General features: G+C 55.4%; 15 protein-coding genes. 2 read left to right on the top strand and 13 right to left on the bottom strand.

What is annotated here, in order from left to right; translation table 11 throughout:
• Positions 1–252: 252 nt before the first annotated feature.
• From ABO_RS03575 to ABO_RS03590, 4 genes are all read right to left on the bottom strand, one after another.
• The gene (locus ABO_RS03575; protein ID WP_011587977.1) at positions 253–858 is read right to left on the bottom strand and encodes a GNAT family N-acetyltransferase; all 606 of its coding nucleotides are present in this window, start codon (positions 856–858) and stop codon (positions 253–255) included.
• A complete protein-coding gene (locus tag ABO_RS03580; RefSeq protein WP_144412620.1) occupies positions 858–1,148 on the bottom strand; it encodes a hypothetical protein in 291 nt (96 codons plus the stop codon). Before ABO_RS03580 ends, ABO_RS03575 begins: the two co-directional genes overlap by 1 nt.
• A 338-nt stretch (positions 1,149–1,486) precedes the next feature.
• Entirely contained in the window at positions 1,487–4,234 is a 2,748-nt protein-coding gene (acnA, locus tag ABO_RS03585; RefSeq protein ID WP_041704884.1) for an aconitate hydratase AcnA, read from the bottom strand.
• Positions 4,235–4,546: 312 nt separating this feature from the next.
• On the bottom strand, positions 4,547–5,044 hold the full coding sequence (locus ABO_RS03590; protein WP_011587980.1) for a M48 family metallopeptidase: 498 nt from the start codon (positions 5,042–5,044) through the stop codon (positions 4,547–4,549).
• A 110-nt stretch (positions 5,045–5,154) separates the two neighbouring features.
• On the opposite strand from ABO_RS03590, the gene ABO_RS03595 reads away from it, so the two are divergent.
• Positions 5,155–5,784, top strand: coding sequence for a lysophospholipid acyltransferase family protein (locus tag ABO_RS03595; protein WP_231483487.1), 630 nt, complete (start codon positions 5,155–5,157; stop codon positions 5,782–5,784).
• 1,440 nt (positions 5,785–7,224) lie between these two features.
• Here the strand turns inward: ABO_RS03595 and ABO_RS03605 are convergent.
• From ABO_RS03605 to ABO_RS03640, 8 genes are all read right to left on the bottom strand, one after another.
• On the bottom strand, positions 7,225–9,177 hold the full coding sequence (locus ABO_RS03605) for a monovalent cation:proton antiporter-2 (CPA2) family protein (protein WP_011587982.1): 1,953 nt from the start codon (positions 9,175–9,177) through the stop codon (positions 7,225–7,227).
• A 92-nt stretch (positions 9,178–9,269) separates the two neighbouring features.
• The gene (locus ABO_RS03610) at positions 9,270–10,058 is read right to left on the bottom strand and encodes an endo alpha-1,4 polygalactosaminidase (RefSeq protein ID WP_011587983.1); all 789 of its coding nucleotides are present in this window, start codon (positions 10,056–10,058) and stop codon (positions 9,270–9,272) included.
• 287 nt (positions 10,059–10,345) lie between these two features.
• Positions 10,346–11,287: a Csu type fimbrial protein gene (locus tag ABO_RS03615; RefSeq protein ID WP_011587984.1), complete on the bottom strand. Its 942-nt coding sequence runs from the start codon at positions 11,285–11,287 to the stop codon at positions 10,346–10,348.
• On the bottom strand, positions 11,284–11,991 hold the full coding sequence (locus tag ABO_RS03620) for a fimbrial biogenesis chaperone (protein WP_011587985.1): 708 nt from the start codon (positions 11,989–11,991) through the stop codon (positions 11,284–11,286). The genes ABO_RS03615 and ABO_RS03620 overlap by 4 nt, the downstream gene beginning before the upstream one ends.
• A 15-nt stretch (positions 11,992–12,006) precedes the next feature.
• Positions 12,007–14,481 (bottom strand): fimbria/pilus outer membrane usher protein, encoded by a 2,475-nt coding sequence (locus ABO_RS03625; RefSeq protein WP_158299160.1) that lies wholly within the window; start codon positions 14,479–14,481, stop codon positions 12,007–12,009.
• A gap of 50 nt (positions 14,482–14,531) precedes the next feature.
• Complete coding sequence (locus tag ABO_RS14100) at positions 14,532–15,059, bottom strand: Csu type fimbrial protein (RefSeq protein ID WP_050731498.1); 528 nt, start codon at positions 15,057–15,059, stop codon at positions 14,532–14,534.
• 387 nt (positions 15,060–15,446) lie between these two features.
• A complete protein-coding gene (locus tag ABO_RS03635; RefSeq protein ID WP_011587988.1) occupies positions 15,447–16,877 on the bottom strand; it encodes an aldehyde dehydrogenase family protein in 1,431 nt (476 codons plus the stop codon).
• A gap of 111 nt (positions 16,878–16,988) precedes the next feature.
• Positions 16,989–18,629, bottom strand: coding sequence for an acetolactate synthase large subunit (locus ABO_RS03640; RefSeq protein ID WP_011587989.1), 1,641 nt, complete (start codon positions 18,627–18,629; stop codon positions 16,989–16,991).
• 366 nt (positions 18,630–18,995) lie between these two features.
• Between ABO_RS03640 and ABO_RS03645 the strand changes: the two genes are divergently transcribed.
• Positions 18,996–20,723, top strand: a complete 1,728-nt coding sequence (locus tag ABO_RS03645) for an amidohydrolase (protein ID WP_041704888.1) — start codon at positions 18,996–18,998, stop codon at positions 20,721–20,723.
• A gap of 57 nt (positions 20,724–20,780) precedes the next feature.
• On the opposite strand, the gene ABO_RS03650 is transcribed toward ABO_RS03645, so the two are convergent.
• Positions 20,781–20,993, bottom strand: coding sequence for a hypothetical protein (locus ABO_RS03650; protein WP_011587991.1), 213 nt, complete (start codon positions 20,991–20,993; stop codon positions 20,781–20,783).
• Positions 20,994–21,078: the final 85 nt, after the last annotated feature.

Here is a 21,078-nt window from a genome sequence, read left to right on the forward strand (position 1 = left end):
TCAGTGGCTGATTGGGTGTGAAGCATAGGCTGTTATGTAGCGACAAAAAAACGGCCGTCGGGTAACGGCCTAAGGGGGAAAATACCGGATCTAACAAACCTAAGGTTTATAACCACAGAATGAGTGCAATATGATTGAGTGGCTAAAGAAAAGGGCTTCAACGATAAAGTAACTATAGCGGGGGCTTTCTGAGCAAACCAGGGGGATGGCTCGACCGGTTTAATCAGATTATTTGATCGATAACATCCGGGATCAGATCAGAGGCTTGCGCATGGGGTAGCGGGCTAGGCTGACGCCGTTGCGTTCGGCTTCTTCTTGCCCTTCGCTGGTGAAGCCCATGAAATGGAAGAAGCCGTGGGCGGTGAGGCTGACGTGGGCGGCGAGTTCAGTGATGCCTTCCATCCGGGCGCCGTCTTCCAAGTGTTGGTAGAGTAGAGTGGCGATGCCCTCGCGGCCAGCATTCGGGTGTACGAACAGCATGTTGATGTAGTCGTTGATCCGGTGGGCAAAGCCCACCAGAACGTTATCCCATTCGGCCACTACCGCTTCGCCTTCACTGAGAGCGGAAATCAGGCTCTCATGGCTTTGTGCTCGGCTCCAGGCATCCCGTTGTTGTTGGTCGTATTGATCGGCGGCACTGACCTGAATGGCTTGGCGGAACACTCCCAGCAGTTCGCCCAAGTCGCCACTGTCCATGGGCCGAATCTGAAACGGTCGCAATAGGACCTGTGGGCCGTTACTAGTATTCGCTGTGTCCTGGGCCCTGATTTCGTCCGGAGTGTGCCGTGTCGCCGTGCGGGTAGGTGCAATAGGGTGTTGGTTACGACGGAGCAATTGCTCCAACCATTTTCGAATCATTATGGTGTGTCTTTGTGCGTGTAAGGAGTGGGGGTGTTTGCCTGTTTGATTGCCTTGATTTGAGCACGCAGGGCTTTCAGATATTGGTCTTGCTGGTCCAGCAGTTCGCGGGTGGTTTCTTGCTGGGCTTGCAGATCGTTGGTGCGGGCTTCCAGTTCCTGTTGTTCACGTAGGCGCGCATCGCGTTGTTCTGCGTTTAGCAAATCGGTGTCGTTGGTTGGTGGTTGGGCGATGGCATGGTGGCCTAGGTTGCTCAACGCGAAGATGAAAATCAGCAATACGATACGCACGGAGTTCCCCCGAAACTCAGTGTGGTGAAAAGCCAGCATAGCAAAAAACGGTCGGCAAACGCTACACGCGGTTCGCCTGCTCATGCGGGGCAGGCGCGCACTGCGTCGTTGTTTCGTTGCGTACGCAGGCTTCGCTAGGTAACAACGTAAGCGGCGTCGCTGAAGGTGAGGCGCGAGTGTCGGGTTCGCGTTCTCAGCCTGTCTGTGTCATTGGGTAAATGCGATCTACCATGGTTACAAAAATGCAGAAGGCCGCGCCCGGTGTTTGGATGCGGCCTTCTGGGTTTGGTGCATGCAGAACAGGTTGCCGGCACCATTGCATGCGGTGTGGAGCGTCTCTACTGCATCATCTGTCTCAACACGTAATGGAGGATGCCGCCATTCTTGTAATACTCCACTTCCGCTGCGGTATCCAGGCGAGAGATGGCCGCCACTTTCTGCTCCTTGCCATCGCGACGGAATATCACGGTGATGGTGTCGCCGGGTTTTAGGTTATTGTTCAGGTCTGGAATATCCACCTCTTCCGTGCCGTCCAGGTTGAGCGTTTTGCGGTCAGTACCTTCTGGGAATTGCAGCGGAAGCACGCCCATGCCAATCAGATTGGAGCGATGAATCCGTTCGTAGCTTTCAGCGATGACCGCTTTAGCGCCGAGCAGGTTGGTGCCCTTGGCAGCCCAGTCGCGGCTGGAACCCGTACCGTATTCTTTGCCCGCAACCACCACAGTGGGAATGCCGTCGTTCTGATAGCGCATGGCGGCGCCGTAGATAGAAATTTCCTCGCCTTGAGGAAGGTGTTTTGTAAAGCCACCTTCGATGTCGGGGGTCATTTCGTTGCGGATACGGATGTTGGCGAAGGTCCCGCGCATCATCACTTCGTGATTCCCTCGACGTGATCCGTAGGAGTTAAAGTCGATAGGTTCCACATCGTGCCCTTGCAGGTAATGCCCGGCGGGAGAATCCGCTTTGATAGCCCCAGCGGGGGAGATGTGGTCGGTGGTGATGGAATCACCTAACATCGCTAAGATGCGCGCGTTTTTCACTGGCTCTACATCGTCCATCTCGGCGGTGAGTCCGTCGAAGAAGGGCGGGTTCTGAATGTAGGTGGAGCTGCTGTCCCAGTCGTAGGTTTGAGAATCCGGGATAGGCAGGCTCTGCCAGATTTCATCACCTTCGAACACGCTGGCGTACTGGCTACGGAACATGTCGTCGTTGATCTTCACCAGTTCCGCTTGAATTTCATCGGAGCTGGGCCAGATGTCTTTCAGGTAAACCGCGTTACCCTCTTTGTCATTGCCGAGGGGGTCGGAAGCCAGGTCAATTTTTACGGTGCCGGCCAAGGCATAAGCCACCACCAATGGCGGAGAAGCTAGCCAGTTGGTGCGCACGCTCTGATGAACCCGGCCTTCGAAGTTACGGTTACCGGAGAGCACAGAGGCCACTACCAGGTCACCGTCGGAAATGGCCTTGTCGATTTCTAGTGGCAGTGGTCCGGAGTTGCCGATGCAGGTGGTGCAGCCGTAGCCCACCAAGTCGAAACCGATTTTGTTGAGTGGTTCTTGCAGGCCGGTGACATTTAGATAATCGGTCACGACCTTAGAGCCGGGGGCCAGTGAGGTTTTTACCCAGGGTTTGCGGTTCATGCCTTTCTCGGCGGCTTTTTTTGCTACTAGTCCGGCGGCTAGCATAACGCTGGGGTTGGAGGTGTTGGTACAGGAGGTGATGGCAGCAATCACCACATCGCCATGGCTTAAATGGTGCTTGTGGCCATCGATGGTGATGGGCACATCTCCGCCGCTGGGTTCGTGGTTGCCCACGGCGGTTTGGCCCCCTTCGCCTTCCAGCTTGCTGATTTCCTCGTCATTGAGTTTGAGCGTGTCGGTGACCACGTCGATGAAGGTGCGTTTGACTGAGGTGAGCGGCACTCGGTCCTGGGGGCGTTTGGGGCCGGCCAGGCTAGGAACCACATCGTTCAGGTCTAGCTCCAGTACGTCCGTGAACTCTGGGTCTGGATCGCTGCTGGAGCGCCACAGGCCTTGTGCCTTGCAGTAGGCCTGCACTAGCGCAATGGTGTCTTCGTCTCGGCCCGTCAGTTTCATGTACTCGATGGTGCGCTCGTCGATGGGGAAGAAGCCGCAGGTAGCGCCATATTCCGGGGCCATGTTGGCGATGGTGGCGCGGTCGGCCAAGGTTAGATCGGCCAGTCCGTCGCCAAAGAATTCCACGAATTTGCCTACTACACCACGCCGGCGCAGCATCTCGGTGACGGTAAGTACTAGGTCAGTAGCGGTGATGCCTTCACGGAGTTTGCCGCTGATTTTGAAGCCGATAACTTCGGGAATCAGCATGGCAATGGGCTGGCCTAGCATAGCGGCTTCAGCTTCGATGCCGCCCACGCCCCAGCCCAGCACGCCCAAGCCGTTGATCATGGTGGTATGGGAGTCGGTGCCCACTAGGGTGTCGGGGTAGGCATAGGTGTTGCCGTCCTCAGATTCGGACGACCACACTCCTTTGGCTAGGTATTCCAAGTTTACTTGGTGGCAGATGCCGGTGCCCGGTGGGACCACGCGGAAGTTGTTGAAGGCTTTCTGACCCCAGCGCAGGAACTGATAACGCTCCCGGTTGCGCTGATACTCGATCTCCACGTTTTCTTCGAAAGCCTGTGGGTTGCCGAACTTGTCTACCATCACCGAATGGTCGATGACCAGATCTACCGGTGTTAACGGGTTAATGCGGCCAGGGTCACCACCGGCCTTCTTAATGGCGTCACGCATGGCGGCTAGGTCCACAACACCGGGTACGCCGGTAAAGTCTTGCATCAGCACTCGGGCAGGCCGGTAATTGATTTCCTTGTCGGAGCGTTTCTGCTCCAGCCAGCGCATTACGGCTTCAATGTCGGCACCGGTGACGCTGTTACCGTCTTCAAAGCGGAGTAGATTCTCGAGAAGGACTTTGAGGGAAAAGGGGAGCTTGCTGAGATCACCCCAGCCTTTGTCGGCGACTGCATTGATATCGAAGTAATGATAAGTCTTGCCGTTGGCTTGCAGCGTTTTTTTGCTGTTAAGGGTGTCCTGGCCAATCCGTGTCACTACACACCTCCTGGGCTCTGATGGGAGTTCCGCGCTGGCGGATAGAGTGACCGCCAGAGGGAACACTGGCGCAGGATCAATACAGCATAGCCACAAACCGCGGCACTAGTGATCCTGCGTTATGACGTTAAGTCATTTCATACTACGCCCTTATGGCGGGGACATGAAACGGCTGAGATGAACGTTTCAGGGTTAAAGCCGCCTGTAATGTAAATGCTTGTTGAATAAAGAGGTTTTGGGATTGGCGCGGTCGTTAGCAGGAGCATGGGTAACGCTGAGGAGGCGGAATCGTCCTTCGCCGGAAAGACGGCTTTAGCTGTTGTCGGTATCTTGCCAGAGTAACCAGAGCCGGGTGTCCAGTTCCAGTTGATGGTAGTCCGGTTCCATATGTGAACACAGTTGATAGAACGCTTTGTTGTGCTCGGTTTCTTTGAAATGAGCCAGCTCGTGAATCACGATCATGCGTAAAAAAGCTTCCGGGGCCGTTTTGAATTGGCTCGCGATACGCAAGCTATTATGGCTGCGCAGTTTGTTACCGTGAATGCGGGTTTGCCGGGTATGCATCCCCAATGCTTGGCTAACCGTTTTCAGCTTGGCGTCGTAATAGGCCTTGCTCAGAGGCGGAGCTTTGCGAAGGTATTGCTGTTTAAGGTTAGTCGCGTATTGGAACAGTGCTTTGTCACCTTGAATATCATGTTTTTCTGGATAGCGTTGATGCAGATACGTTCCCAGTTTTCCCTGATCCAGAAGGACTTGTGCTTGCTGCTGAATTTGAGTGGGATAGCCTGTGATATAACGCAGGGAATTCATGGGCGGATCATCACTTTGTAAGAACGTTGGGCATACGTTGGGCATTAGTGCCAATGCAGTCTTTCAGTCGCGTGGGTATGATCGCTGCTCTTTTTGTAATGGACAATCCCATGTCATCACCCTCGGATTCTGATTACCCCCGTAGGGGCAATACGTTCTCTCGGTCTCTGGCGAGCGGTTTTCTGCGCCTAGCGGGGTGGCGGGTAACCAACCCCATGCCGGCGGTGCCCAAGGCGGTGATTATTGGTGGGCCGCATACCTCCAACTGGGATGGTATCTACACCTTAGCAGCGATGATGCAGCTGGGGTTAGATGCCCATGTGATGATCAAGGATAGCGCCTTCAAGGGGCCCTTTGGGACGATGCTGCGCTGGATGGGGGCGTTGCCCATTGCCCGGCATAAGGCGGGCAGTGTCGTTGAGCAGACCGTGGAGCAGTTTAATCGTCACGATAAGTTGGTGATGGTAGTGGCACCAGAGGGCACTCGAGGTGGTGCGGCACAGTGGAAAACTGGCTTTTACCGTATCGCTCAGAAGGCGGGCGTGCCCATTGTGGTAGCCACCGCGGATTATGCTAAAAAAGAAATTACCTTTGCCCGTGTTATCGAACCGTGCGGGGATGTGGAAAAAGACCTAACCGAAATTTTTGAATGCTATGCCGCTATTCACCCGCGTCATCCAGATAAGTTATCCGCGCCGTTGAAAGCCATTCGTGATAGAGAGAAGAGTGTTGGGCGCTAAAGGCTTGATGCCTGTATGTGTTGCCGGAGAGGAGGAGGGGATCGGTTACAGGCGCTAGCGTTGGTGTAGCGGCTGTCTGCCACATTGTTGATCCACTGATCTATCGCGGTGGCTTCGCCACTGTGCAACGTTGCGGGCGATGGGGTCCCATCATTTTCTGCGGATCATCTTTTGCAGCGAGGCGACAAGAGACGATGGAAGTGTCTGCGTCGCCGGGTACCAGTACATGCTGGCGACCACAGGCAGTGATTCCCTAGTCCGCAATTTGACGGCCTTGCCAGGCGGTTTTTTCAATCGCCTTGATGCAGCCTTCGACCACGGCAATCCAGGCCTTCGGCCCACTGTCTTGCTGTTTTCGTTCAGCAAAATCATTGAGCGGCTGCTAGTTTGACGCCTGACCAGATTGCGCTGGGAAGTGCATATTGTCGTTTTGCGCTGATGTGGCTCGCATGAGAACGAGCCCTCCACAGTATTTGTGTGTAAATGTTCACAAGATGCTGTGGATAAGGAAGCTCGGTAAGGAAAAACTGAACAAGCGTTCCTTTTTTTGACAATGCTCTTGTTTGGCCGCAAATTTGTTGCCTATGAAAGGGCTCTGACCAGCATGGGGACTAGTTCTGTCTGTTTTCGGTACCCGTTTTTGGATAGCAAATCTTTGATGTGCTGGCGAGCTGTGTGAATAGAGATGCCATTCTTATCTGCGATTTTAGTGGCATTGAGGCCGTGGATTAATTCGGCTGCAATGCTGGCTTCGTCCGGGGTGCAGTGGAACATGGATTGCAGCTTACGCAGATTCGGTTACATGTTGCTGTCGTAGCGGAACAGTTCGGCAAGCACGCCGTTACGCTCTATTGCTATCGTTTTGTTGGCATGACCAACATGTCAGCGCTGTCACCTATGCCCACGGATTCTGCCCAAGGGTGACTTTCTGCGCTGAGCATGTCGAGAATGTTCTTGTCGGGATCACCGTGGAGGAGGGAATCGAATTGTCAGGGTGGCAGCGCAGTGTAGCGAGCTAGAGCTTCATCCCGCTCTGGCAGGTCTCGGTGGATGAGCCTCCCCTCAAAACCTTCCGGATAGCCGAAGGTTCAGCCTACATCATCTGCCGAGGCTGGAATGCGGGCAGCCATAGAGCGTGCTCACTAACTGGTTGAAGCGGTGCAGCTCGTCGTGGCTAAGCGATGGTGCCTGTGGGGCCGATGGTTGCGATTTTTCCTGAGCATGGATCAGCTAATGGGTCTGGAAGACATGGGCTATTTCCCCTGAAAAAAGCCGATACTGGCGTCCGCCACGATGACAGGCTGTCTATGCCATTATCCGGGGCTATCGGGTCTATTTTATTGATCAAATAGTTGTTGGTTAGCTTGTTGTATTGCGAGGCTGCCCGCAAGTGCACTGGCCCGCAGAGAGGCAGCCGCTAGTCTTGTTCAGTTTGTGGGTTTAGCCTCCCAGCAAGCGGACTTCGGCGGCTTCCACAGCTTCCAGGGGGCCATAGAGAATCACTGTGTCTCCCTGCTCCAGCCGCAAGGTGTCGTCCGGTCTTTCCCGGGTTTGTTCATTGCGTTTTACTGCGCGGATTTCCACATCCCGCAAGGCGCAATCATGGATGCTCAAGCCAATGCTGCGGGCTTTATCGCTCAAGGTCACCGCGTGCAGTAGCCGGTAGGGTTTGCCGGCGCTGTCGCTGGTGGGAAAAGAGTCGCCATGGTAATAGCCCTGCAGCATGCGGTAACGATCACGGCGGGTTTTGCGCAGCATTGCAAGCACCCTTTCAAAAGGTACGTCTAGCATCATCAGGGCGTGGGCCACCAGCATCAGGGAGGCTTCCAGCACTTCGGGAACTACCTCGGCGGCGCCGGCGGCGGTGAGTGTGTCCAGGTGGGTGTCATCGCGGGTACGCACCAGAACCCGCACCTTGCTATTCAGGTCCCGGCAGCTATGGATGATACGCTCTGCCAGACGGGCATCATCAAAGGTCACCACCAACAGGCGGGCACGATGAATGCCGGCGCGCTCAAGGATATCCTTGCGGCTGGCGTCGCCGAACAGGATATGTTCCCCGGCGGCGCTGGCTTCCTGCAGGCGCACCAGATCCATGTCTACCGCCACGCCTTTGAGATGGAAACGGTTCAGGTAACGCATCAGATTCTGACCTACCCGGCCGTAGCCGCACAGGATGACATGGCCGGTGATATCGTCGGAGACCGGGCTGTCTTTGGGGATGTCCATCCAGGGGCGTAGCAGGCGGCGGCTCAGTTTGCCGCTGTGTTGCAGCAGCCCCGGGGTTACCGCCATGGTCAGCACGGTAATAGAAACCAGTAGACCGGCTTTCCCCGGTGACATAACCTGATGCGACACCGCCAGGGCCACCAGTACAAAGCCGAACTCGCCACACTGGGATAAAACCAGGCCACTACGAGTCGCGGTGTCGGTGGGTTCACCCAACAGGCGTAGCAAGGCAAAGATTAGCACCGCCTTGAACAGCATTAGGGACACGGCCGCGAGGATGATCCAGTGCCATTGCTCGGCGAACAGGTTTGGGTCTACCAGCATGCCCACACTGATAAAAAATAGCCCCAGCAGCAGATCGCGGAAGGGGCGCAGGTCTGCTTCGATCTGGTGGCGAAAATGGCTTTCCCCCAACATCATGCCAGCCAGAAAAGCGCCTAGCGCCATGGATAGACCCATCAAGTGAGTGACCCAGGCGGCCACCAGTGCCAGTAACAGGGCGGTCATCACAAAGACTTCATCGGAGCGGGTGCGGCCGGTTTCTTCCAGCAGTCGTGGCAGTATCCATTTGCCCACCACGTAAATGCCGGCAAACAGCAGAAGGGATTTTCCCAGGGTGATACCGGTCATGGTCCACAGGGCGTTGCCGTTGCTGGTGCTGATCACGGGGAGCATCACCAGCATGATCACCGCCGCCAGATCCTGAAACAGCAGGATGCCGGTGGAGGCTCGTCCGTAACCGGTATTTACGGCGCCACGGCCGATCAGGTCACGGATCACAATGGCGGTGGAGGACAGTGCCAGGGCCCCGGCGGTAATCCCGGCGGTCATGGGCTGAAAACCCAACAGGCGCATCACCGCGAATACCGCCGCTGCGGTCAGAACCACTTGCAGTGGCCCGGCGCCAAACACAATGCGGCGCAAGGTCAACAGGCGGGGGATGGAAAATTCCAGCCCCAGGGTGAACAGCAAAAAGACGATGCCGAATTCCGCCAGATGCTGAATGCCTTCCACATCGTTGATCCAGCCAAAGCCGAATGGCCCAGCGGCCAGACCGGACAGCAGGTAGGCAAGAATGGGCGGCATGCCCAGACGGCGAAAAAGCACCACGGCTACCACCGCGCTGCTGAGTAGGACCACAGTAAGTGTCAGGGTGTCATGCATAACACTGCATTCCGAATGGGCGAAATGGCAGTGTAGCAGCCCACGTTGCCGGGAGTAGTCTTAGTATCTGATGGTGTGTTTTGCGGGGCGAGTTAGTCGCAGCTAAAGCGGTAACTGTCGTCCAGCGCCACTGGCAGGGTCAGCGAGCGATAGCCCAAGCTGCCCATATGTTGACAATGGATGGCATGGCCATCGGGGTCTTGACTGTAGATATAGTCGATATGAAACACTGGTTTGCCGGCCTCCACGAATGGCAATAGCCGGTGGCATTCTTGCCATTCGTGACAGGATTCGTTCACTGCAAAATCTACATAGTCGATCAGGTCTGCGACCTGTTCCACGTCGTTTTTCAGTGATACCGCCAGGCCCATGGATTGAGCCTGGTTAAACAAGAAACGATTGTAATCCAGCTGGCTGTCATAGGTGAGGGGAAAGCCGGTTTGGTTGCTGTAACCATCAACGTTGTCTGGGTCTACTCCGTCGCAACCTTTCTCCGCCGCCAGTGTTAGGCGATCCACCATGATGCTGCGGACATTGGTAGAGCGGGTATTCAACCAGCGTTCGCCGGGCCAGTTGTCCAGCTGGCCTCCTTTGTCTGCCGCAGTGAAACGCCCTTCATCTTCTCGCCATTCTTCATAGGTGCCCGCCGAGAAGTAGCAGATTACCTTACGACCGCTGGCCTGCAGGTCAGTGATGACGGATTGCGGGGTGTCGAATAGATCGAGTATATACAGGTCGGCTTGGTAACCGGTATTGGTGGCGCCTTGCAGTTGGATTTGCCAGGTGGTTTCCACTGTTGGCTGGTAACGTGGCTGTGCCACTTCCTGCGGGTCCAGCAGGCTGGTAATCGCGCCTGTTAACAGGCCTAGAGATGTACTCATTTGATACCACACCCATACACGCCATAGTTTCTTGATTATAGGATGGGTTCAGGCAAAAGAATACGGCGTAATCATGTTATTTGTGTAAGTCAGTATGAAAAGATGAACATCCAGATGCCGTTTATGGAAAGCTGCGCCCTTCGAGCCTTTCAGGCTAGTTCTCTCATTGTTGCCTTTCTCCATAGGCAACCGGCATGCCCTCAAAAATGCGCCTTCTGTGCCCTGAATGAGCACCGATTGCGAATCGGTTTGAGAGACTGAGCATGCAAGGGATGTTCATAGGCTTGCTAAAACTCAATGTCTACGGTGATGGTATCCGTGTAATTACCCGGAGGGGTGGAGGGGGCGGCGGGAATGCGGCCAAATACACTCATCATGATACTGGTGCTAGTGCCAAGCCCCGTGGCCCCTTTGCGATTTGTGGTGCTGTCCCAGGGAATGCTTCTGGCGGCGTCCTGGAACAGACCGTAGCTGACGAACTGGCTGCCGTCGCGCATTCTTCGCGAGCCGCCGGAGGGGTTCAGTCCGTCGCTTAACCCGACCGTAAACGGGCTGGTATTGGTGCAGCGCACATCAATAAACGTGTCACTGTCCGTCTGTGGCAGAGGTGAACTTTGGGTGCCAAAATTTAGGTCATTGGCGGTTATGCTGCATTGGTTCTGGATGGCTAGATTTGCATTCAGAGTGTAGTTCGTCAGCGGTAAACCGCTAGTAGTGTTACATGACTGATTGGTGCCGATGCGGGTGACCTGTGAATTTACCATACTGGCTCTGTTTTCGCCTGCAAGGGCATTGCCGGGCAGTGGGCCGGGGACAATTCCGAAAATATTGACAGTGTCGCTGTCTGAATACTGGAAAGCTCTGGACATGTCTACTTGAACTTCAATGGCGTTTGTCGATGGCTGGATAATGGTACCGCCGACAAGCAAAGTGTAAACATTAAAAGGGATGGCCGGGCCAGGATTGGCCGGCCTGAGGTTGCGTGGAAGGATGCCGCCATCGTTGTCTGCAGCCACATAAATGCACATTTTAAAAGGGATGCTCTCAAGAACTCCAATCCCCCGAGAACATGACCACTGGATCTGGGTGTTGGCGTTGAGGGGGCCGGCCATGAACGGATCCGTAGCACCAAAATCAAGGGTTGGTGAGTTATCAATACTGCACTGAATAGCCGCGAGCAATTTAAGTGGTGCTATCAGGAAAAAGAGCGCCAACATTAACCGTTTCATTTCGGGCTATCCTTCACCAAGAGGGTGAATGGGGTTCCATTGATTGATGCTGAAAAAGAGGCAACGGTGCTCTCTGCTGGAACGGTTTCAATTGGGAGGAGCAATTCCCTGCCAGGCAGCACATAACCCACAAGGCCCTCTTGGATAGCAAACTTCTTATCTTGGTTGGGGGCTTGCCAGTAGGCATTTGATACTCGCGCGTGGGCGGTTCCTGTGTTGCGTATGCGTAGGGTGCCATCCTGGAGCGACACGCTAAGAGTATGATTTTGTTCTGGTGTGCCAACAAATAGCGGCAAGGACATGCGCAGCAGAACTTTGAGGTTGGCTCCTTGATCGGACTCGGTGTCCGGCACTTCACTGATGACCAGACGGTAGCTCTTCTCACTATCGGATGGTTGCGGGTTTTTCTGGATTACTCTGACTAGTTGCTCTTCGTTACCTGGAATAAGGGTCACCGGGGGAGTGATGATCAGATCGTCTTGTTGTAGCAAGCGGTTTTCTCCATCGTCTCCTTGTTCCCAAGCAAAAAGCTGGATTTGGTAAAAGCCGTCTTGGGACGAACCGTTCTTGAGTTTATAGGCGGCATTAGGCTGCGATGGAGACATCTTCATGATTAGGGGCGAAACGGTGAGCTGGCCACACAGCGCAGCAGAAGGTAACAGCGTGAATAGAGAGAGAAATAGCGCCTTGGTAAATATCTTCATGGTACACAGTCCTTTTTAACGCGCTGACGGTGGCAAACATTGATAAGGGCCAAGTCGAGGCAGGGTGCCCGGCTTTGCGGCGAAGTTGAATATCACCGTACATAATTCGCCGTTGCTAATGATGTCTATTTCATTTTTACCTTCGGTTATGCCCTGCAAGAATACCTCCCCATCATAGCCCACAACTGTGGCGTCTGCGTCTGCCAGCAGGGCTTTGGCTCCTGCCGGAACAGGTTTCCCCTGGGCGTTATGAATCACCACAATGGCACTGTTCTGCCGGGCAATGTCAAACCGGGCGGTTACCCCGGTAAGCTCTGCGGGTTTGATGGTTAGCGTCCTGGCACCACTTTGTGCATCCACCGGTAGGTCATCAATATCGATGGCGAGCTCGTTTTCAGTAAAGGGAATGATGTCAGGTAGTAGCAACCTGCCTTTGTGATTGGTTTTGCCGATCACGCGATTCGACTGGCGCACCGGTATGCCGGCATAGCCACCGGTATCGACGATGGCAAAGCTGTTGTTCATGGTGTTCGCGGCGAACAGGTCTTGGTAGTTGGAGACCAGTGAACCACTTAGGCTGGCAAAGCTATTGTTCTCGCCATCCTGACCATACACCCCAGCCTGAATGTCGCCATAGGGAGTCCACCAGCGGCCTCTTGCCTGGCGGGTACCGTTGGCGTCGGGACTATAGGCCAAGTCCCAGCCAAGATCCCAGAAATCCCGCACATGCTGGCGCAATGTGAGCAGTGTTTCGGTTTTTTCGGTTTTTTCGTTGTGGTTAATGCGCGCCCCGGCCTGAATCGGTCGGTCGCTGGGCTTGTCCAGGCGGTAGGTAAAGCCGGCCAGCCAGGTTCTGTCGCTGGAGGCTTCCAGGTTTTGGTTAACGCTCAAGGTCAGTGAAAGTTGCTGCCACAGGCTTCGGCTATGGCCCAGTACTAGAAACCGGGTGTCGGGGCCGTTGAAAAGTCGGGTTTCTAGGTAGCTTACGTTCAGGTTTCCTTGTTGCCCGAAGCTGACGCTGCCGTTCAATTGTGTGCTGCTCTTAATAGGTATGCGCAGGTCGATGCTGTTGGATAAATCTTTGTAGCCACGGGTGCGCTCGGTGTATTGGCCGCTGATACTGTAACGTTGTGTGCGAAATTCATGACCAGCAACCCACTGGTTTCCCTGATCGTCGTTATCGCTGCCGTGGGCAATAGATAGGTTTGATACCCCAAGCAAGCCGGAACGGATCACCATGCCGGCGCCGCCGTTAGTCAATGTGCCGCTGGCGTTCAGGGTGCTTTCCAGGGTCAGAGTGTTGTTGAAACCATAGCGCGCCACACCGGTTGCCACGACCTGGTTGTCATAGTCGTTGGCGCGCTGCCCGTAAAAGCGCCGGGGGGCGCCCAGGCTGGCGGAGTAATCCCAATAGCCCTTCTTCAAAAGTTTTGGGCTGACATAAAAAGGCACGGTTTGCGCGGTTTCTCTTCCTAGTGTATCGGTGGTCACCACTTGCACTTCGCCAAAGCCGGTGACCATAGGCGATGTTTCAACAACAAAAGGGCCTGGCTGCACGGTTTGGTCCGACAGGCGAAGGTCGTTGACGAACACCTCCAGTGCCGAGGGCAGCGTTGCAGAGCCATGGATCTGTGGCAGGGGGAAGGTGATCAAGTCCGGGCGAGAGGAAAAATTTCTGCCGATCTGTACCCCGCCCAAGCGAATTGAGGGCGACCAGGTTAGCGCGTCACTGATGGTGTCGCCCACCATGTAGGTGCGCATGTGGTTCGGGTCTGTATAGCGCCAGTAACTGTCTAGGCGGATGTAATCGCCGTTATCAGGGGCGCTATCACTCCAGCGCACCACCCCGCTGGAGCTGACCACTCCCCAATCATCGAAAGCGCGCAGCTCATGGGCAGCAGAGAGGGTTTGTTCACCGTTATCCAGCCAAGAGCTGTATGCATCGTAATTAATCAGTATACCTTGGCCACGTTGCACCGGTGAGTTAACCAGAGAAAACCCTACTTCCAGCGTTTGTTGGGGAAGCCAATTAGCAGGCACTACCAGGCTGATTTGCTGGGCGCTGTTGTCGTAGTGACCAGTAATATTAAGTTGCCCTAGCGTTTGCCATTGCTTGCTGCTTGCTTGGGCGGGAAAGGTGACTCCCTGAGAAGCCAGAGCTTGAGTATCAATGGTCAGCTCTTCACCGTATACCTGTACAGGGAGCATGTAAGCGGTGGGCCGACCGTTGAGGATTAACTGAGGGTAGGCCACATAGGTATTGCCTCCTTGGCCTCTGGCCTGGGCGCGTAATCGGACAATGTCGGATGGGGAGTACGCGCTGGAAAGGCGGACGACCTGCGATTCATTTGCTGCCCGCTCAAGGGGTGAGCTTTGGGCATGAATGACGGATGAGACGGATAATAGAGCCAGTAATGCCGCGGCCTTAAAGGCTGCGCTAAGCATACAGGCAGGCAGGGGGGAACAGATCCTGTCATCGCTGCTATTCACGGAGCGCCTTTCCTTTTTCCCCCGCCGCCAAGGGCAGCGGGGAAGAGGCATCAGTAAGTCAGCGTTACGGTGACGGTATCGGTGAGTGCTAGGCCCGTGGCATTGAAGGTGTCAGCGGCATCAATGGTCGGTGTCTGAGCCGGGATGCGACCATAAATATCAATGTTCTGGGAGGCGCCGGTGCCATTGAAAGCAACATCGTCCGTGTCGGTCCAGGCGGTGGTTCTGCCGGAGTCCTGGAAAATTTGATAGCTGACATAGGAGGCGTTGGCAGACTTCATGGCGCGCTCTGTGGCCACAGGGCCATCGCCGAAATTGGCGCCATTTGTCAGGCCGATGGTGAAGTCCGCACCATTGGAGCAAGTCACCGTCACGGAGTTGGCTGCATCAATGTTGCCTGCTACCACGTCGGCATCGGTTTGGTCGCCAAAATCCAGGTCAGTGGTGCTGTCTAGGGTGCAGGACGATTGCAGGTTGAGCAGTACATCAAAGCTATCTGTCAGTTCAGCGGCAGAGGTAATTACTGCGGTGCTCATTAAGGTGGAGCCGAGAGCCAGAGCGGTAAGTGTTTTTTTCATGTTTTTATCCATTGCCAATGAGTCGTTAAGTGACAAATTAATTTTGTGATATATGTCACGCTTTGGGTTTGGTGGTTCGACTTTATGAGCGAGGTTAAAAGCGGTAAATCAATTACAGGTAATGCGGCAGAAATTGGTGATGAATGGGATTCGTTTTCAGCTAAGGGCTTTCTGCAATGTTTCGGGTGCCCTTGCACGCATTGACTATAGGTGTGTTATGGATGGGGTGCCGGTGGTGTGAAAACGCTTGCTGAGCGGAAATCCCCGTGCCGCTTCCGGTTGAGTTAAGAGCCTTCTACTTGCCAGAAGTTGAGTGAGATTGAGCGGGTAGAGAAGAGGGGGATGGAGAAGACGGCAGGCCTGTGAATAGGCCTGCCGCTTTGAAATTTACGGTGCGGTACGAATCACCAGTAAACGCTCTTCAGTCATGTCATTGATGGCCCAGCGAATGCCTTCGCGGCCCAGGCCTGAGTCTTTCACGCCGCCGTAGGGCATGTTGTCCACGCGCCAGCTGGGCACATCGCCGATCACCACACCGCCCACTTCCAGTTCGTCCCAGGCTTTGTGGGCTTTGTACAGGTCACGGGTGAAGATGCCGGCTTGCAAGCCGAATTTGGACTCGTTAACGGTGTTCAGCGCTTCGTCGAAATTGGTGAAGCGGCTGATGACGGCAACAGGACCGAAGGCCTCTTCTTCCACGATGTTGCTGCCTTTAGGGGCGTTTTCCAGCAGGGTGGCTTCGAGCATGGCGCCTTCGCGCTTGCCGCCCACTAATAGGGTAGCGCCGGCGTCCACGGCTTCATTGATCCAGTTTTCCAATCGGGTAGCTTCGCCTTCCGAAATCACCGGGCCGATGAAGGTTTCTTCATCTTTAGGGTCCCCCATTGTCAGGCTGGCCGTTTTTTCTACCAAAAGGGTTTTTAGTTCGTCGTAAATGGCATCGTGAATCAATATGCGTTGTACGCCGATGCAACTTTGTCCGGACTGATAGAAGGCACCGAAAGTAATGCGCTCTACGGCATCGTCCAGATCGGCATCTTCATCCACGATCACCGCCGCGTTGCCGCCCAGTTCCAGAATGACTGGTTTCTTGCCGGCACGGGCTTTCAGGTCCCAGCCCACGTCTGGGCTGCCGGTGAAGCTGAGCAGCTTGAAACGCTCGTCGGTGGTGAACAGGTCGGCGCCTTCACGGTGACAGGGAAGGATGGAGAACGCCCCTTTCGGTAGGTCGGTTTCTGCCAGCACTTCACCAATGATGATGGCGCCAATGGGCGTGCGGCTGGCCGGTTTGAGGACAAAGGGACAGCCGGCAGCAATGGCCGGCGCCACTTTATGGGCGGCCAGGTTAAGTGGGAAATTGAACGGGGAAATAAAAGAGCACGGGCCAATGGGCACGCGCTTGACCATGCCCCGGTAGCCTTTGGCGCGGGCGGCAATTTCCAGGTTCGGCATTTCGCCATCGATGCGTACAGCTTCTTCGGCGGCGACTCGGAAAGTGTCGATCAGGCGGCCCACTTCACCACGGGCGTCCTTGATGGGTTTGCCCGCTTCGATGCACAGCGCTAGGGCCAGTTCTTCAAAGCGCTCTTCAAAGCGCTTAACGCAATGGTAGAGAATCGCCTGGCGTTCGTAAGGGGCCAGTTGTGCCATGGGCTTGGTGGCTTTGTCGGCCGCGTCGATGGCCTTGTCGATAGTGGCGGCATCCGCCATGGCGACACGGGTGGCGACGTTACCGCTGTATTTGTCGGTAACATCCAGATCTTGGTTGGCGAACACAGCTTCGTTGGCCAAGTAGTACGGGTAAGCGTCTTTTAACATGTTGGTTCCTTAATGGCGTTAGTGAGGCCATGAGGTTGGGGCAATCTATGATTCGCTAGCATGGGACACGCAACATACGGGCACGCAAAAGCTTATTGCGTGCTGCGTTGCTCACAACTTGCTGCTGAGTTCGCGGATTTCCCGGTTGAGGATACGGCTGTTGTCGCGGTAATCCACCATGCAGTCGATCACGTGTACGCCCCCCTGTTGGTAGCACTCTTCCACCAGCGGGCCCAGTCCGGCAGTGGACTCCACGCGGTGGCCGTTGGCGCCGTAGGCACGGGCATAGGCAACAAAATCCGGGTTCTGGAAGTCCAGGCCGAAGTCTTGGAAGTCCATGTCGTTCTGCTTCCACTTGATCATGCCGTAGCCATCGTCGCGTAAAATCAGCACTACGATGTCGAGCTTCAGGCGTACTGCAGTTTCCAGTTCTTGGCTATTCATCATGAAGCCGCCGTCGCCGACGATGGCCATCACGCGACGGTCCGGGTGTACCATTTTGGCGGCCATGCCAGAAGGAAGGCCGGCGCCCATGGTCGCCAAGGCGTTGTCGAGCAGTACCGTGTTGGGTTTGGTCGCTGGGTAGTTACGGGCAAACCAGATTTTGTACATGCCGTTATCTAGGGTCAGGATCCCGTCTTCCGGCATGATCTTGCGTATCTCGTCCACCAGGCGTTGCGGGCGGATCGGGAAGCTATCGTCCTGTATGCCTTCATGGATGTGTTTTTGCAGCGCATCGCGGATACGGTGGAAATCCGAGAAGCTCCAATGTTCTTGGGGGGCCAAGCGTTCTTTAAGCTGCCACAGGCTGTTGGCAATGTCGCCGACCACTTCAATTTGGGGAAAGTAGACCGGGTCTACCTGGGCGGAGTTGAAGTTGATGTGAACCACTTCGGCCCCGCCGGGGCGCATAAAGAAGGGCGGCTTTTCCACCACGTCGTGGCCCACGTTGATGATCAGGTCGGCCTGGTCGATGGCGCGATGCACGAAGTCGCCGGAGGACAAGGCTGTGTTACCCAGGAAGTGTGGGCCGGTTTCATCAACCACGCCTTTACCCATCTGGGTGGTGATCACCGGGATGCCCAGCTTCTCCACGAACTGGCGCAGCATTTTACTGGTCAGCTTACGGTTGGCACCGGCCCCGGCCAGCAGCAGCGGTTTGCGAGCACCCTTAATTGCCTCGATGGCCTTGCAGATGGCCTTGTCTTCAGCGATAGGCCGGCGGGTAGCACTGGGTTCCGTTACCGGCATGGTGGAGTGTTCGCGGGCAATATCTTCCGGCAGTTCCAGGTGAGTAGCCCCAGGGCGCTCTTCTTGGGCCAGGCGGAACGATTCGCGGATACGGGTGGGGATGGAGTCGCCACTGACAACTTGTTTAGTGAACTTGGTGAGTGGGCGCATCATGTCGACCACGTCGATGATTTGGAACTGGCCTTGCTTGCTGGTTTTGATCGGCTTTTGGCCAGTGATCATGACCATGGGCATGGCTCCGAGCTGGGCGTAGGCGGCAGCAGTAACCAAGTTAGTGGCACCGGGACCCAAGGTGGACATACAAACCCCGGCTTTGCCGGTGAGTCGACCGTAGGTGGATGCCATGAAGCCGGCGGCCTGTTCGTGGCGGGTGATCACCAGCTCAATGTTGGAGCCGCGCAGGGACTCCAGCAAATCGAGGTTCTCTTCACCGGGAATGGCAAACACATGTTCAACCCCTTCTGCTTCCAGGGCGCGAACGAACAAATCCGATGCTTTCATGACTCTTTGTCTCCAGTTTGTCCCGTTTTTGGCTTGCGGCCTTGCCGGGTTCCACGATGCGTGGCGATAAAATTATTACCGCGTGTGATGCAAAGATGATGCCGCTTTTTCTTTGTTATGGTGCATATATAATGCACATAAAAGGTGCGGCGGCTCTAGGTTCGGCTTCACTATAGCGCGCTGAAGAGGCAAGCCGGTATGGGGTTAACGAATCTGTCTGATTGAAAAAGGTGATGAAAGCAGAAGGGGTTTTGGCCTTAGAGACAGCAAGCTTGTTCTCCGCGGTGGAGAAGGGCAGAGTCTGCCCTTAATGAGTGAAGGCTTGTGGGTGGCTAAATGCACCGGCCAGCATTGAGAGAGAGAGCGATGAAGAAAGCTGGGTTGTGGGTTGTGGTGGTGGTGATCGCCTTGCTGATCTTAACCGCGGTAGGGGTTCATCGTTGGTTTAATCCGCCGGCGCCGGCGGCCCAACTGTTCTTCAATGGTACGGTGCTGACCATGGACCCGCAGCAGCCAGTAGCAGACGCGATGCTAGTTAAGCATGGTGAAATCGTTGCGTTGGGTGAGGCCGAAGTGTTGCGTCAGCAGGTCAGCCGCGATGTGATGGTGATCGATTTGGAGGGCGGCACGCTAATGCCCGGGTTTATTGAAGCGCATGGATATTTCCCCGGTGAAGGGTTATCGGCAGTGGCGGTGGATGCTAACAGTCCTCCCATTGGCGATTTACACAGCATAGACACTTTGCTGGAGCGCTTGAGTCTTTTGGCGCAGCGTCGCTCAGAAGGGGTGCTGCTTGCCTACGGTTTTGACCACACGGCTATCGGTGAGCAACGTTACCCCACCCGCTCGGAGTTGGATTCAGTAAGCGAGACGCGACCGATTGTGGTGATGCATCGCTCCGGGCATTTTGGGGTCGTTAATTCCGCCGCGCTGAGCAGTATGGGGATCAAGGAAGATGTCACAGATCCTACCGGTGGTTTTTATGGGCGCGATGAAACCGGGCGGCTCAATGGCTTGCTAGCAGAAGCGGCGTTTTATCCAGTGCGTAGCAAGGCATTGGCGTTGGCAAGCATGGACCTTTTGAAGGTGTTGTCCCGGGCATCGCATATCTATCTGTCCCGTGGCATTACTTTTGCGCAGAATGGATTGGCAGACCCGGCAGCGATTCGAGCTTTGGAACCGGCGCTACAGTTCGGGCTGATTCCGCTGCGCTTGAGTCTCTGGCCTAACACGGAAGCGGAACAACAGCGACAGTCTGGGAAACTCGACATTCCGGAGGGCGATCGTATTCACCTGGGGCCGGTGAAACTGGTCAGCGAGGGTTCGCTGCAAGGCTACAGTGGTTTTTTCGGCTCGCCGTATTATTCGTTGCCGGATGATTCCCCAGAGGACGATTTGGGGGGGGGCGCGTTATCTCAGCAGGCGCTTAATGATCAGGTGCAACAGTTTCATTGCCAGGGCCGGCAGGTGGCCGTGCATGCCAATGGCCATGCCTCCATTGATCAGAGCTTGAATGCTATCGCCGGTGCACGATCGGCCTGCCCGCAGGTGCGAGTGCGGCCGGTGTTGATTCATGTGCAAATGGCCACCCCGGAGCAGCTGCAAAGAATGGTGGCGCTGGATGTGATTCCTTCTTTCTTCAATGTCGATATGTCTTACTGGGGCGATCGCCACCAGGATATTTTCCCGGGGCAGGAGCCGGCACGGCAGGTAAGTCCGCTGGCACAAGCGGCACAAGCCGGCTTGCGCTTTACCCTGCATGCAGATTCCCCAATGGTACCGTTTGAGCCGTTGCAGCTGGTGTGGAACGCGGTTGAACGCAAGACCGCCTCTGGCGCTTTGTTGGGCCCGGCACAGGCAGTAGGCGTGGAGCGGGCGTTGCAAGCGGTGACAGTGGATGCGGCTAAACAGCTTGGGGTGGCCGATCAGGTGGGGCAGTTGCGCCCAGGAATGCGTGCGGACTTGGTTTGGATGGACCGGGATCCACGGGAAGCCATTGGTGACTGGAGGGAGATTCAGGTGCTAGGCACGTGGGTGGGAGGGGTGCGCCGCTACCCGAGCGGGCAGGCGGAGCGGCCAAGGTCAGCCATGTAGCCCCCGTTTGCGCAGAGCGCGGGGTCGGCGCTCTGCGCAAAGCGCGTTGAATTAGCGCTAGTGCCAAGTTCCTTCTAAATTTTCACATTGATCGAGGAATTCCTCGGCGCTCATTTCTATCGTGTTCGGGTCTAGGTGTGATGCCACTTGCTCTTTCAGTTGCCCGACCACTTTAGACATGACTGTCAGGGTTTCTTCCACCTGCTCAATCGTCTCCAACAGATCTTCGGCTTCTTGCTGGTAATCATCTCTGTCGTCGTAATCGCTCATGCGAAGCCTCCTGCGGTTGGAATGAGCCTTGGTACGGGCTCGTCTCCATGTTGCCAATGATGATCACGTAAAACAAACGGCATTT

This window comes from Alcanivorax borkumensis SK2 (assembly GCF_000009365.1).
Lineage (GTDB): Bacteria > Pseudomonadota > Gammaproteobacteria > Pseudomonadales > Alcanivoracaceae > Alcanivorax > Alcanivorax borkumensis.